The organism is Bacteroidota bacterium (assembly GCA_039111535.1).
Lineage (GTDB): Bacteria > Bacteroidota > Rhodothermia > Rhodothermales > JAHQVL01 > JBCCIM01.
The window spans coordinates 1-14,672 of record JBCCIM010000162.1; the positions used below are offsets into that span (position 1 = coordinate 1).

Sequence of the window (14,672 nt, forward strand, 5' to 3'; positions counted from 1 at the left end):
GGCGAGTTTAAACGCCCCGTACCCGCCCATCAATTCGCCAGTTATCCCACGGCTGTCCCGGTTTTGCAGAATTCTGTAACGCGACTCAACAAATGGAATCATCTCTTCCATGGTAAAGTCGATCCACCGGCCACTTGTCGATGAGTTTTCGAAAAAGCTGCCAACGGTCGGGGTGCTGTAGTTGGGGGCTACAAGTATAAACGGATCGATTGTGCCGGCGGCAATTGCTTCGTCGAAAATCTTCTGTACTACACCGTCTTCAAACATCCGCTCGTTATCCCAAAAGAGGCCATGGAAATAATAGATAACGGGATACGACTTGTCAGACGCATCATACCCGGGTGGTAGATAAATGGAGATGCTGCGCTGTGGGTCAAGTCCTGTTTTTGTGTTTTGCAGGACCACGGAGTTGATGTGTTCGCGAACAACCTTGCCTTTAGGCGTAGGGTCGGTAAGGGGAGATATAAGAACCAACCCCAAAAGCGATAAAAGAAACGTATGCATGTTTGTTCAGTTCAGGTTTATTGATGGTGCCCTGAACATACCCTGGTGTGCCTGTTTTGTCGTTCAACCCGACCGGCTCGAACCTTTTGGGGCCGAAATGCCCTTTATTTTTTGCTACTCGTGTTTATGGTATGATTTACGAAAAGGGACATAATCATTTTATCTATGTGTACTGCCGTTCGGGTTACACGTAGCAACTTTATCGATAAAGACATGAAAATCTTTAAGGGCATTCTTGTATTCGTTATTGCAATCGGTTTCGTATGTACCACCCAGGAGGCCGTTGCACAACCCTTTACTGTCAACCCGCACCGCGTAGATCCTTACAAGCAGTTCAAGTTTCGGGTCAAATGGGATGGGCGATATATTCCCGGCATCACGAGCGTGAGTGGATTACACCGGAAAACCCAGGCCATTGAATTCAGAACAGGGGGAGATGCAAACAATATTCGGAAATCACCGGGGCCGACGTCCTACTCTCAAATTATTTTAACGCGCGGCCTCACACACGATACGTCGTTTGAGGAATGGGCTGACTATGTGTCATCCGTAAGCAAAGGGCTGGGGGATGAGATCGCGCTTGCGCGCTTCCGGAAAGATATTGTAATTGAGCTTTACAACGAAGCCGGCCAGCTCGTCATGGCATACCAGGTGTATCGGTGCTGGCCCTCTGAATATGAAGCGTTTGATAACTTGAATTCAAGAGGTAGGGGAGAAATTGTTGAAGAAACCCTTGTGCTAGAAACGGAAGGATGGATCCGTGACCGCGAAGTAAGAGAACCGCTTGAGCATTAGGCGCATTGCTAAATTCGGTGGGTTAAGACTAACTGTGAGCAAGGCAACTACCAGGGGAACACCTCCTCCGTCAATCAAGTTTATTGCCTTGGCAACTAATTCTGTAGCTTACCGATTTATGAAGGAAGAATCAGCTGATATCCTGGGACCACTGGACAACGCGCCGGCTTACCGCGTGTATCGTTTGTCACGGTTGTTGCGGCACAATTTGCGACGAATCCTCGGGACAGCAGGCCTGGATGTGTCACCAGAGCAGTACTTCATGCTTTATAAGCTGCACCAGAAAGATGGTGTACCGCAGGCGCAATTGGCTGATCCAGCGTTTGGCGACTACCCGAATATGACCCGGATGATTGATGGATTGGAAAAGAAAGGCCTGGTTGAGCGTAAGAATGATCCGGAAGATCGCCGGCGTTACATGATCATGCTTACAGAAAAGGCGCGCACCCAAATGCGAGCCCTTGAACCTGCGATCGTTGAAGAACGTGCGCTTATCCATACCGCATTTAACGAAGACGAGATTAACCAAATGATGGAATTCCTCGCGCGCTTCCAGCGGCTGATTGAAAAGTAAAAAATTTTGACTTAAAACTTGCCTGAGCAATGATTATTAAAACAACTTTGTATATAATTTCTTTACTGGGATGCGTAACCATGTTTGCCGGGAAGGCTACTGCCCAACAACGCGCAGAGACACCGCTCCAGTTCAAGGACGTAGAAGTGGAGGGGATCAAGTTTTCCTGGCGGTTTGCTTCGGGGAGGCTGTTTTGCCAATTGGAAGCACCGACAACCGGTTGGGTGGCCATGGGCTTCAATACCAGGCCTGGTCTGGCTGGTACCCACCTTGTAATGGCTGCTGTGGTCGATGGTAACGTGTTTGTCGATGATCTATACATCGTTGGCCCTGGAGATCCCAGGCGTATTGAAGCGCTGGGTGGCGCACTCGATCTGCAGGAAGTTGACGGAAACGAAACGCACCAGTCGACCAGGATTTCGTTTAGTATACCCGTTGCACCCACCGACAACTGGCGAAAAAAGCTTACCGCAGGCGTTACCTATGACCTGCTACTTGCCTACAGCACACACGATGCGTTTGAGCATCATTCGCGTATTCGCCGGCATATAAAAGTGGTGCTTTAATTGGTTTGGCTCAAGGACAAGGTAGATCTACAAAAAATGAGAGTCATATCCTTTTGCGCATTGTTACGTATAACCCGTTGATACTGAGCCCACTTACCAGTTCGTGACAAGAGATGCCTGATATTAAACCCAACCTACAACTGGAGACGATTCGTTGTTTGCCAAAAGGGATTTGCTCATGGAATTTCAATCTGAGTGGGGAAGCCTTTGCTGCAGACGTTGCATTTAACTTGATGTCAGAGCAAGGGCAAATTTTGCTTGATGGGTTGGTGTTTGAAGTCGTCAAACCAACTATGTTTGACGGCCATTGGAAGTTAGAGTACAAAGACCAGGAAGTTGCTTCAGCGTCCAAGACCACGGCGCTGCTCCGTGTTTTTGAAGTATCCAGTGTGGAGGCCGTCTTTAGCGTACGGCCGGCTTTTGCGATGAGCAACAGTTTTCTGATTGAGCAGGATGGCGTGGTGATGGGGCGAATAGTGCCGGATCACATGTTTACCCGCAGGGCTACAATCCACATGGACCACGAAATGCAGCCACATCACGTCGCGTTTGCTTTTTGGCTTACCGTACTCATGCGACGCAGGGCCGCGCAGAGTTAGCTGCGATTAAGCGTTTGCTGGAGAAAGGCCTAGCTGCAGGAGCCCGAACTTGGGTTGGAAATGGTTGAAATGTCTGTTTCAGTCAGACCGGTGACAGTTACGCAAATGAGATTGTTGTCGCCACCTCCGCTTGTGGAAAAACTACGCCCTTCAACAATGACAGTGCTACCAGAATTGGTAAGCGCAAAAGTGCCATGGACAGTCTGGAATTCATCGTTTGAATTGATGGTGTAGCCGAGGTCTTGAAATATGATGCTCTTTCCCGTAAAGTCCCCAGTTATATTGCCATCTGCAGGTTTACCACCTCCCAAAATTTCTGGTGTCTGTAGCCATTTTTGTGCAGATGATGCAATGTTGATAGCAGTGAACGTTAACGCATCTGCGTTAGCTTTTTTCTGGTTTTCGCTGAAGGCCTGAACGCCGACCATAACAGCGAGGCCGACAATTACGATGCCGGCTACGAGGAGTAGTAATTGTTGTTGTCCCATTCCAACTCATTAATTTGATAGCGCGATGCAAGCAGAATGATTGTCTGAGATGTGAGCGTCGGAAAATACATCGGCTGCCAATTTTCCTGTGCAGGAATTTGCTATCTATAACGCGTAGTTTTGACCCATTGCATAGGGTAGATTTGACTACAAGCGTGTCCGTTTTGAATATGTTTGCTTTCGTTTTTCGCCTCATCTGGTCTTGATGTATATTCAGCAGTTGAGGTACTCATTTCTTTCTCTCATCACCGTTTCTGCACAATCAGGTAAATAGCAAGATCGATGAACGATAAGCAGGTCCCACCCGAGCCCGGAAGGCTAGCCATTGTGATTATCCATGGTATTGGCAATCAGCAGCCCCTGGACACGATGTTTCCCTTTGTAAACAACTTGATAGAAGAGCCAGCGAGGCCAGGTGAGCCTAAGTACTGGAGTAAACCCGATCGTATTTCGGATACCTTCGAACTGCGAAGAATGACTGCAAGAAAAGGGCAGGGTAGACCAACAACTGACTTTTATGAATACTATTGGGCACACCGCATACCAGGTGCAACGCTAAAACAAATCTGGACCTGGTTTCGCAGGGTTGTATTTGTTAATCCAAAAAATCTAATCCCAAAGATTCGGAAATACCAGGTAATATCCCTGGCCTTTTTGATGCTGGTAGTGATAGGATACATCAGTATTTCAGTACCGGTTATATCAAAATGGCTAGCTCCAGGACTAGATTCAATTGCGGCAAAAGTTGTGGCTGGCATATTCTATACCGTAGTCGTTCGGCTTGTTTTACAGGCAGGGCATACCGTCTTAACGCAATATGTTGGGGATGCTGCGCGCTACCTCCATCCCGATCCGGAGAACATTCAGATTCGTCAAGCAATACGCGCAAACGGTGTTAGGCTACTGAAAAAGTTACATGAAGTAGATCATAAAGGTAAGCAGAAATATTCCCGAATTGTGGTTGTTGGACACAGTCTTGGCAGTGTCATTGCATACGATATCGTAAATATTCTGTGGAATGGGTACAACAAAGAAATGGAGTCGGGTCCTGAGAGCCTGCTTCATGCACTGCATGACTGTGCGCTGAAATTAAAGGATGATCCAACACCTCGACACTGCGATGAATACCAGAGCATGCAACGATTGTATTGGAAGGAGAGATATGATGCGCTCAGGGATGCCGGCCAGTCAGCCTGGCTAATTAGTGATCTGGTAACGCTCGGTAGCCCACTAACGCATGCAGAAGTATTGCTAAAAACTAAAGACAGCAGCCTGAGCAAGCGGATTCGGCATCGCGAGCTACCCACGTGTCCGCCTGAAATGGAACAGGATCGATGGGACAATGAGACCAGGTTTGCATACCGTAAACACGGAAGGAGTGGTCCAACCAATACGTTTGTACCGCATCACGCTGCAGTGTTTAGCTGCACCCGATGGACAAATATGTTCTTTGCCGGAGATGCTGTTGGGGACCGTTTGGCTGAAGTATTTGGTTTTGGAATCAAAGATATCGAGCTTTCAACTTCAAATGCGAAAAAGCATAAATGGCCAACGAGTCACACTGTCTATTGGAAGAATGTAAAAGGGTCAGACAGCCATCTTGGTCCTTTACGTCAACTCCTTGGGTTCAAAAATTATCAGAGTATGACAAAGCGTAAATATGCCCTGGCCCAAAATTGCGAAAAGGCTTTATGGCTTGATTCTTATCAACCAGAACTGAAGGCCCCTAATTCGGAAGCAGACTTGCTGCTTTTCGAGCAAGGAAATGCAGTCGATGAAGCAGCTCAGTTGGCATACGAGGGTGGAAATGAGATTGATGGTTCGTTCTGGGAAGCAACGCTAAATACAGAGGCTGCATTGGAGGCCGGCTTTAAACTGCTGTATCAGGCAGCTTTTGAGCACGAGGAGCTAAAAATCAGACCTGATATCATTGAAATACGAGATGATGGCGCATTTGTGTTGAGAGAGGTGAAAATGAGCACCTCATTCGACAGAAATAAAACCAGAATACTACAGGATATCGCTTTTCAATTGTATGTTTTGCAGTGTAAAGGATTCCGGGTTGCAGAAGCAAAGGCGGTCTTGATAAATAAATCATACGTTTCTGGGATCGACGAGCCTAGGTTTACAGAAACTGATGTGACCGCGGATGCGCAGCAAATCGCTGATCAAATTGAAAGTGACAGGAAAAGATTCAAGAATGTACTCGACTTGAAGAAGGCACCAGCAGTAGCCATTGGTTCACAATGCAGCCGGTGTGGGTTTAAACCTTTTTGCTGGAAAGACATTCCGGATGGATCTATTTATCAGATACCACGCCTGAGTGCAAAGAACAAAGATGTACTTGTTTCCAGAAATGTACTGTTAGCAAAAGATGTCCCGGAAGACGTCAAGATCTCCGATAAGCAACGCGCATATGTCAATCTGCAGCGTTCAGGCAAAAGTGCAACGGACAAAGCCGCTATTCGAGACATATTGGCAGGCCTGGAAAAGCCTTACTATTTCCTGGATTTTGAGACCTTTTCTACACCGTTGCCCGTTTGGCCGAACACCCGTCCACATAAAGATATTCCCTTCCAATACTCTTGCCACAAGCTTGATGAGGAAGAGCTCACACATGCTGAGTATTTGCACCGCTCTTTTGACGATCCGCGGGCACCTATTGTCGAAGGGTTGCTTGAGGTGCTTGGTAGCAAAGGGACAATCTTTGTCTATCAGCAAGTTATGGAAGAAGGGGTTTTGAGATCATTGATGGAGCAATTTCCGAAGTATCAGCCGCAGCTGGAGAATATCATTGCTCGGCTTTTTGATCAGCTACAAATTGTCAGAAAGCATGTCAGAGAGCCAATACTTTATGGATCTAACACGCTAAAGAATGTGAATGATAAACTGTTGGAATCTGTGAACTACAGTGAACTCGACGTGCGTGAAGGGCTACAGGCACGCGCGGCCTGGTACAATATGACAAGCTTGCCAGAAACTGAACGAGACGGTATTGCGCAAGCACTGCTAGCGTACTGTGAGCAGGATACCCTGGCTCAGGTCAAATTACACGAGTGGTTTATGAAAGCCTAAACCAAAAAGGCCCGCCGGCCATTTAGGGCCAGCGCGCCTTTTGCCATGGGTTATACAGCAACAATAATGGTTATGGGTTAGTGGAAGGCACCATCAATTGTTTGGCGAACTCAGCACCAATCAACTGGGTAAGGATGCCATCGCTTGAGCCGCTATTGGCGCCACCTGCGAAGTAGGTGGAGGGCAACTGGATTTTAGCCAGCTCCTTGGCTACCTGAACAGCAGTTTCTTTTTCAATCTGCGCGCGCTCCTGTGGCGTGAGGCCGGCGGAGACAAGCAGCTTGTTTTGATACGCTTCAGCATCAGCCAGTGTCTTCTGCGTCCGGGCCTGTACAACGGCCGTTTTTTCGGCCATTTCAGCGGCAGCCAGATTTTCGGATTCCACCAGCTTTCGCGTTTCCGCTGCAATAACCTGTTGAATCTGCTCTTTCTCCAGCTTTGCCCGCTCTTCAGCCTTGTTTGATTCACCTTCCTCGATGATGCGCTTTTTGCGTTCTACAGCAAGCTGCGCAGCTTCGATTTCTTTTTGGGTGTTGGCAACAATGTCTTTCAGGTCTTGTAACCTCGACAAAAAGACTTCTTCCCATTCCTGGTCGTCAGCATCTGCCTGTCGCACGTTCAAGCCATAGCGGCCAAGCCCTTCGTTGATGCGTACAGGCTCACCTTTTTCGTACTTGATTTCATAGCGAACAGACGACGTTTTTGCTCCCGAGGTGATGGTGCGCTGGGCACCTATGGAATCCACTTGCGGCATATCCGTGATTTCAATCAACTCGTATGTGCCGTTGCGCAGTTGGTCGAGAAACCACTTGTCGTAGTCTGAACTCCGGCCGGCAATGTATCCCTGGGCGCTCATCAGCTTGGCCGTATTTTTCTTCGCCGCACTAATGATTGGGACTACACGGCCATACACAAGGCCTTCTTCAGACTTGCTGTTGACTGCCAGGCTTTGAAAGGCATCAAGGTCATCCGGTGCTGTCGTAATGACAACCGTTGAACCGATGTAGCTGCTGATAAAGTCGTTAAACTCGTAATCGCCAGCAGCCAATACGTAGGTGTTTTCAGATTCTACGCGAGATCCACTTTCAAATCTCTTGTACTGCGAAGGCACAAGCTCTTTGACAATGATCTCATGGTCAATTTCAATCACCTTTGCAAAAAGCCTCGGCTTGACGCCGTTGGTATTTACATAGGTCTTTGTGCCACCCCATGGGTATTGCAGTACATAATCAGTAGATGCATCTGCCATAAAAAACAGGCCATTCATACCAAATATGGTAAAGATGCCGCCAAAGATGAGTGCGCCCCGCATGCGAGTTGAATCAAGGAAATTGAGTGTTGGCAGTTTCTCGAAGGGCAAAAAGAATCCTGCAATCCCTGCTACAAGCAGGATTGTACCAATGGTTGTAAACATAGCTACCTCCTTTTGTCTACAAATCTATGAGAAGTTAGCTGCTGAGCCGGCTCTTTAGATCAGCTAAAGATGTCCGTTTGTACGTACAAATTGTGGAATATGTTAGGGTGCTTTTTGCGATTTTTGTGGTTCTCCGCTGTAATCGACTTAAAAAAGCAGGAAATATTTTTATTTACACGCAAAAACATGCGGTAACAGGTGTGCAATGATTAACAGGGGGCACACGTTACTTAAACGTGCGCTGTTGGTTCTTTACAAGTCGCTTACAGGAATACTTCCTGTAAGCACTGTATCCATCTGTCCATTTATCCAAGTTAATTATGGTCTCGGGGTTTGTTATATTCACAGGGATTACGCAATTCCAGGATGCATTTTTGATAGTGGCCCCATATTGAATGTAGCAACATACAGATCATTGGTCGTTTTAGGCGCCGGTACGGTAATCGTGATGGGGCTTTTTCTATATTTTGTCTTCACCGGATGGCCGGGCGCGCCAAGCAACTGTGTATATGATGCTCCGGATACTTGTTACTGCGAAGCGTTTGATTTGGCTGATGTGGAAGCCGGCGCACCGGGCATTCGTCAGCCAGTAAACACGTGGTCTAATCTCTACTCGTTACTTACTGCTTTATTGGTCGCCATTTTTGTGTACCGGGATCGCCTGAAATCCGGCGGCGCTGCAACGCCTAACCTCATGTATGCAGCTTCACCCTATGCTGACTTGTACGTGTTTGCCGTCCTGTTTCTCGGATTGGGAAGCATGTGGTTTCATGGCTCCCTGACCGTGTGGGGTGGCGTGGTTGATGGGTTTTCGATGTATGTGTTTGCTGCGTTTTTACCCTTTTATTCGATCCGCCGGTTTTGGGTGTCAGACCGCTTTTTCTGGATTGGCTACACCGCGACCGTAATTTTCTTTACGGTATTGCACACCGTATTGCCGGCTTTTGTTAATATCCTGATCCTCGTGGTAGCATACTTTGCTGTGGAGATCTATATCAGCATCCGAACGCGTATCATCCTGCTCGGTACCTCGGATGCACAGTGGTTTTGGGGGCTTGCCATGGCTTCGATTTTGGCTGCTTCGTTTTTCTGGTGGGCGTCGCATACAGGCAATTTTATGTGTGGCCCGGAAAGCTTCTTCCAGGCACATGGATTGCTCTGGCACCCCCTTGCAGGTATCACGGCAGTGCTAATGTATTTCTATTGGCGAGAGGCTGACGACCCTATATAAACCTTGCGCGGCATTTAACGCGGACTTTGCCTATATTTTGCACCGCCATCAGAAGACACACGGGCGCACTAGACACACGCCATATCGTTGTTCGTTTATTCCAATTGTAAGGGACTTATGTTAAAACGCATCTTGCTATTGCTGTGCATTGTTGGACTTTCAATGCAGACTGGTTGGGCGCAGGGTTTTCCAACTGATGAGCCTGTTATCAAGCGTATTTGGGAAGTGGGGATGGATAGCTCCATGACGGAGCAATTGGCGCACGAACTCATAGACCAAATCGGACCAAGGATTGCCGGATCTGAAGGGCTTGCGCAGGCGCAGCAATGGCTGCTCGATTATTACGGTGAGTGGGGGGTTGAAGCGCGTAAAGAAGAATATGGCACCTGGAATGCCTGGGAGCAGGGTGTACTGCATGTTGATATGCTAAAGCCACGTATCCAGACCCTGGAGGCAGAGATGCTTGCCTGGAGTCCGCCTACCAACGGGCCGGTAGAAGCTGAAGTTGTCATGATACCCGAAGGACTGGATAAAGCGGGTGTGGATGCCTGGCTTTCGACCATCAAAGATAAATTTGTAATGATGTCTCCGGTTGAGCCCATGTGCCGGGCGCGGCAAGAGCTGGAAGCAAACGGTCGGCCCGAGACCGTACAACGCATCGATTCGCTGCGTCGTGCTTCGCGTATTTCATGGAACCGGCGGCTGAGTGGATTGGGCAGATTCCAGGAGCAATTTGCGCGCGTAGATAGCGCCGGCGCATTGGCTGCGTTTACCTCACGTTGGTCCGGCGGCTGGGGTGTGAACAAGGTGTTTAGCGCGTTTACCGATACCGCTGCCGGCATTGACCTTTCCTGTGAAGATTACGGGTTGCTGTTTCGATTAATCCAAAACGGTGTCACGCCTACCCTGCGTGTAAATGCCGAAGCTGAGCACCGCGGCGTTATACCGCAATTCAACCTGATTGCCGAAATGAAAGGCACCGAACTGCCGGATGAATACGTTGTGCTCAGTGCACACCTTGATTCATGGCATGCCGCCACAGGGGCAACGGATAATGGTACGGGTACCATCACCATGCTGGAAGCAATGCGCATCCTCAAAAAGGTGTATCCCAACCCGAAGAGAACCATCCTGGTGGGCCATTGGGGTGGCGAAGAATTGGGGTTGATGGGCTCTGCCAGTTTCCGCGAAGACCATCCGGAAATTATGGAGGGCTTGCAAGCGCTCTTTAACCAGGATAATGGCACCTGGCGATTTGAAAAACTGGAAGGCCAGGGCTTCCTGGCAAGCTCAAAGCACCTGCACCAATGGATGTCGGTTGTACCTCGCTACATATCGGAACACGTTGACGTCGATACACCGGGGCCGCAAGCCAACAGGGGCAGTGATCATACCTCGTTTGTTTGCGCCGGTGCACCCGCGTTTCGCCTGCAATCTCCTTACGACGAATACCGGCAGTATACGTGGCATACCAACCGGGATACGTACGACAAAATTGTATTTGATGACCTGAAAGAGAACGCGACACTTGCGGCTATGATGGCGTACATGGCTTCTGAAGATCCCGAAAAAGTAGATCGAACAAAAGCACAATTGCCGATCAACTCGCGTACAAAGAAGCCTATGGCATGGGGCCCGTGCCGTGAAGCTAGGCGTGGGCCGTCTCGTTAATCTGACAGTCGATCAAACGCCCAGGTGATCTATGGCTTTTTAGTTTCTTCCGGACAGGCAGGAGTACACGATGTGCTCCTGCTTCTGTCTTTTTGTAGTTGAAATTCCGCTCTGACAACTTTTTCTCTGTTTAACCGACTTATCTATATTCCGCAGCATTGCTGCTATTGATTGTGCTGACCAGATTGCTATCGCTTATTCTATTGGGAGCCATGCTGCTCATCTTGATGCTGTATGCGAGTAATTCAGCTGTTGAGCAGGCCGCGCGCGGGAAAACCTACAGCGCTGTAGGAGACATCCCGGCGCGTCCCGTTGCTGTTGTGCTGGGTACTACAAATAGGGTGTATGGCCGGCCCAACCTGTTTTATACAGCACGCATCGATGCTGCTGCCGAACTGTACCATGCGGGCAAGGTCAGCCACCTGATTGTAAGCGGCGATAACAGCAGCAAGTACTATGACGAACCTACCCAAATGAAGTCAGATCTGATGGAAAAAGGGGTGCCTGAAGAAGACATTACGCCAGACTTTGCCGGCTTGCGGACCCTCGACTCGGTGGTGCGGGCCAAAGCGGTATTCGGCCAGCAGCGATTTACCCTTGTTTCGCAGTGCTTTCAGGGGGAGCGTGGTATTTATCTGGCCGGCCATCGTGGCATTGATGCCATCGCATTCTGTGCTGCAGACGTGCATGGACTAGGCGGGCAGCGCACCTACCTCCGCGAGTACCTCGCTCGCTTCAAGGCCGTGCTTGACGTCTGGGTATTGCGTACACAGCCCAAACACCTTGGAGAAGAACTGGGCCTGATGCCGTAACCATGTGCCGCTATGTCTTACATATCCAGTCCGTTGTGCTGCTTCTGCTTGTTTTTGCAGGTTGCAGTGCTTCGCGTGAAGGTGTAAGAAAAGGAGGAGATTGGCCTTCCAACTGTACACAGGTTGCAGGCGTATCGCATGAAGCGTCTGGGAATGTAACTGTGATTACAGACCACATGATAGACTTCGCGGATGATGGATACCAGGTGCGGGCATACAATCCATTTGATCGCCTGATCTATCTGGATTGCAATGATACCATTCAGCCGGGCGCAGCGATTTCCTGGCACACGCCCGATGCCGGCAAGACTTGGATATTTGACCTGCGTCAGGATTTGATAGATGAAAACGGAATTGCATTGGACGCTACTGCCCTTGCCCAACATTTTCTCAAGTCACGAAACAACGCTTTCAAAGTCTCTTCAGAAGCTTTAGACACCTATCGATTGGCGATTGCGTTTGATCAACCCTCGCTGAAGCTTCCGCCTGTATTGCTGTTGCCCCGCTTTGCAATTCCTGTAGCAAATACTGCGGGGGTGATCACGGTAGCGTCTAAACCCGGAGACGATATCCGCGACCGGATGGACTCGGACGCAGGCGCTGTAATTACTGCCGATCCAAAGGTCATTGAGTACGCTGCTTTGAGGCCAGAGTGGACTTCGATGCCTTTGGGGTGGGACAAAACTTATGCCTTGGTTATCGCCGGCAAGAATAACAAGCCCGCCACATTGCCAGAAGCCGTGGTACATGATCTCTATCAAAGTGTAGCCGGTCCGGATGTACGCCAGCGTGGTTCAAAAGTATTTTGGGCCTCATCTTCGGATTGTGATTCAGTTAACGTATACCAGGTTTTTGAGGATTTTAGACCTGAACAATTAAAGCAGGCTGACGCGCATTATAACGCTGCTACATACTTGCTTAAGTACGACGCACAAGATGTTAGGGCCCGCTCGTTGGCAGAGCGGCTCGTTGCGCTCAGTTCTGGGGCTATTGATATACCGGGTGCAGATTCTATGCGTATGCTAATGCAAATTGGCGATGAGGAAAGACGGTGGATTGCACATGTGTCTGGTCGCAGTGTCAGGCCGGGGTTGAAGGCTGTTCATGCCGTTATCGGCGGCTTTTCTCATCAGACGCTATCGCGTTGTAACGATACCCAAATGCTATATGCCGACATGGCGCCGTTGCTGCAACTCAAACCAGATCAAAAACTCCTGTTTCTCCCTATTGTCGATATGCGGCCCAGGATCTTGATTCGTGACAAGCGATTGCAAGTTGTGCAGGATGCGAGGAACGTTGTATTGCTTTCCATTCCTGGACAAAAGACGGAGGAGGAGTGATGAGTTTTCGGCTCCGGCTATTGCTGGCCTTTCTCATCGTCGGCTTGCTGCCTATTCTATCTCTTGCCTTTATCGTGAGGCAAGAGATGACTGATCGCCTGACTACCCTGTACAAGCAACAGGTTGGGGCACAGGCAACGCAAATTAGTGGCTTACTGCAGGCCGAACACGATGAGGTTAGTGAAGCGCTGGCACAATTGCAGCAGTTAATGCTGAACGACAATGCAGTGCGAGCAGCGCTTGCAGCACGACCCTCACCCCAGCGGCGATATCTGCTCGACTATGCGGAGGCACAGATGAATTTGCTGGATTTAGCTTATTTGCAAATTCAGGATGCAGACGGACGCATATTGAGCTCAGGGCATTTTAGAAACGAATATGATCGGTTGGAAGCCGGCTTGCCGGCTTTTCTTGAAACCGGAGGAGTCGCCATGATCGCGGCTCGTATACCAGAGGGCAGTATTGATGTACTGGCTAAGTCTCGTACGATGGAATTGGCAGGGGAGACCTATACCCTGATTGGTGGTGTGTCACTGGATTCAACCTGGATAGCCGGCCTGCCCACGTCACCCAGTGTGTCTGTGCGAATGACCACCGATACCCTAGAAACCAGCCTGCATATGCAATCCTTTGCGGCCGCTGGCATTCAAACGATGCGCGCAGTTAACATACCTTACTTGCAACTGGATAGAAAAGCCATCCAGCAGACTAGATTTTGGGTACTGCATGACGCTACCGGCCTCATTGCATTGCAGGAGAGCGTGAACCGCTGGTTTTTGATTGCGGGTAGTGTGGCCGGCTTTCTTGCTCTAAGCATGTTGCTCTGGCTTTCCAGCCGCATCAGCCGCCCCATCCGTGAGCTTGCAGAAAAAACGGCAGAAGTTGACCTCGACCGCCTCGATGTGAACTTCCGTTCCGACCGATCGGATGAATTTGGCGATCTGTCGCGGCTGCTAGGGAAAATGACATCCCGCCTGCGCCGAAGCACTGCTTTGATCAAAGATGCGGAACGCCGTGCAGCCATGGGAGATCTGGCCCGCCAGGTAAACCATGACATTAAAAACGGACTCACACCTATTCGCAATGTATTTCGGCACTTGTCTCAGTTATCTTCCTCCAACCCGGATGAAATACCGGCTGTGTTCGAAGAACGTAAAGAGACGGTAAATGCCAGCATAGGATACCTGCAGGATCTGGCGGCAAATTATGCCCGCCTTACCCCAAATACCGATCGCTTACCCTGCGACCTAAATGACACGGTGCGTCAACTTGCACAGGATGTCAGGAGCCTCAGGCGGGCGACCCTCAAAACCCATCTTGCGCTTGAGGCTTCAGTGCTTGCACACCCGGTGGCCCTGCGCCGCATCCTTGACAACCTGGTAGACAACGCAATTGACAGCTTGCCTGCTACAAACGGTGTGGTTACGCTCCGCACCAGCCGTATTGACGAAAAGCCGGCGCGTGTCAGGCTTGTTGTAGAAGACAACGGAGCAGGCATGACGGACGCACAGGTGAGCCAGATTTTTCAGGACTTTTATACAACCAAAGCCGAAGGGACAGGTCTCGGACTGTCCATTGTGCGCCGGCTTGTCATGGATCTTGA

13 protein-coding genes are annotated in these 14,672 nt (G+C 49.4%); 10 read left to right on the forward strand and 3 right to left on the reverse strand.

Features of this window, described 5'->3' with window-relative positions; all coding sequences use genetic code 11:
- A partial coding sequence (locus AAF564_20215) for an alpha/beta hydrolase-fold protein (protein MEM8487887.1) occupies positions 1 to 504 on the reverse strand: 504 nt, incomplete at its 3' end.
- A 213-nt stretch (positions 505 to 717) separates the two neighbouring features.
- On the opposite strand from AAF564_20215, the gene AAF564_20220 reads away from it, so the two are divergent.
- The 4 genes from AAF564_20220 to AAF564_20235 all read left to right on the forward strand — a co-directional run bounded on the left by AAF564_20220 (position 718) and on the right by AAF564_20235 (position 3,038).
- A complete protein-coding gene (locus AAF564_20220) occupies positions 718 to 1,299 on the forward strand; it encodes a phage tail protein (protein ID MEM8487888.1) in 582 nt (193 codons plus the stop codon).
- Between the two features lie 88 nt (positions 1,300 to 1,387).
- Positions 1,388 to 1,873, forward strand: a complete 486-nt coding sequence (locus AAF564_20225; GenBank protein ID MEM8487889.1) for a MarR family transcriptional regulator — start codon at positions 1,388 to 1,390, stop codon at positions 1,871 to 1,873.
- A gap of 80 nt (positions 1,874 to 1,953) precedes the next feature.
- Positions 1,954 to 2,439, forward strand: a complete 486-nt coding sequence (locus AAF564_20230) for a DOMON domain-containing protein (GenBank protein MEM8487890.1) — start codon at positions 1,954 to 1,956, stop codon at positions 2,437 to 2,439.
- A gap of 113 nt (positions 2,440 to 2,552) precedes the next feature.
- Positions 2,553 to 3,038 carry a hypothetical protein gene (locus tag AAF564_20235; GenBank protein MEM8487891.1) on the forward strand — a complete coding sequence of 162 codons (486 nt, stop codon included), beginning with the start codon at positions 2,553 to 2,555 and terminating at the stop codon, positions 3,036 to 3,038.
- 29 nt (positions 3,039 to 3,067) lie between these two features.
- Here the strand turns inward: AAF564_20235 and AAF564_20240 are convergent, their stop codons facing one another.
- Positions 3,068 to 3,526: a hypothetical protein gene (locus AAF564_20240; protein MEM8487892.1), complete on the reverse strand. Its 459-nt coding sequence runs from the start codon at positions 3,524 to 3,526 to the stop codon at positions 3,068 to 3,070.
- 282 nt (positions 3,527 to 3,808) lie between these two features.
- Between AAF564_20240 and AAF564_20245 the strand changes: the two genes are divergently transcribed.
- Positions 3,809 to 6,601 carry a DUF2779 domain-containing protein gene (locus AAF564_20245; protein ID MEM8487893.1) on the forward strand — a complete coding sequence of 931 codons (2,793 nt, stop codon included), beginning with the start codon at positions 3,809 to 3,811 and terminating at the stop codon, positions 6,599 to 6,601.
- Between the two features lie 70 nt (positions 6,602 to 6,671).
- Here the strand turns inward: AAF564_20245 and AAF564_20250 are convergent, their stop codons facing one another.
- The gene (locus AAF564_20250; protein ID MEM8487894.1) at positions 6,672 to 8,015 is read right to left on the reverse strand and encodes a hypothetical protein; all 1,344 of its coding nucleotides are present in this window, start codon (positions 8,013 to 8,015) and stop codon (positions 6,672 to 6,674) included.
- A gap of 415 nt (positions 8,016 to 8,430) precedes the next feature.
- On the opposite strand from AAF564_20250, the gene AAF564_20255 reads away from it, so the two are divergent.
- From AAF564_20255 to AAF564_20275, 5 genes are all read left to right on the forward strand, one after another.
- Positions 8,431 to 9,246 (forward strand): ceramidase domain-containing protein, encoded by an 816-nt coding sequence (locus AAF564_20255; protein MEM8487895.1) that lies wholly within the window; start codon positions 8,431 to 8,433, stop codon positions 9,244 to 9,246.
- 117 nt (positions 9,247 to 9,363) lie between these two features.
- A complete protein-coding gene (locus tag AAF564_20260) occupies positions 9,364 to 10,917 on the forward strand; it encodes a M28 family peptidase (protein MEM8487896.1) in 1,554 nt (517 codons plus the stop codon).
- Positions 10,918 to 11,090: 173 nt separating this feature from the next.
- Complete coding sequence (locus AAF564_20265) at positions 11,091 to 11,729, forward strand: ElyC/SanA/YdcF family protein (GenBank protein ID MEM8487897.1); 639 nt, start codon at positions 11,091 to 11,093, stop codon at positions 11,727 to 11,729.
- 176 nt (positions 11,730 to 11,905) lie between these two features.
- Complete coding sequence (locus tag AAF564_20270; GenBank protein ID MEM8487898.1) at positions 11,906 to 13,069, forward strand: hypothetical protein; 1,164 nt, start codon at positions 11,906 to 11,908, stop codon at positions 13,067 to 13,069.
- Positions 13,069 to 14,672 (forward strand): HAMP domain-containing sensor histidine kinase (locus tag AAF564_20275; GenBank protein MEM8487899.1); only part of this gene is annotated, 1,604 nt, incomplete at its 3' end. The genes AAF564_20270 and AAF564_20275, both read left to right, overlap by 1 nt.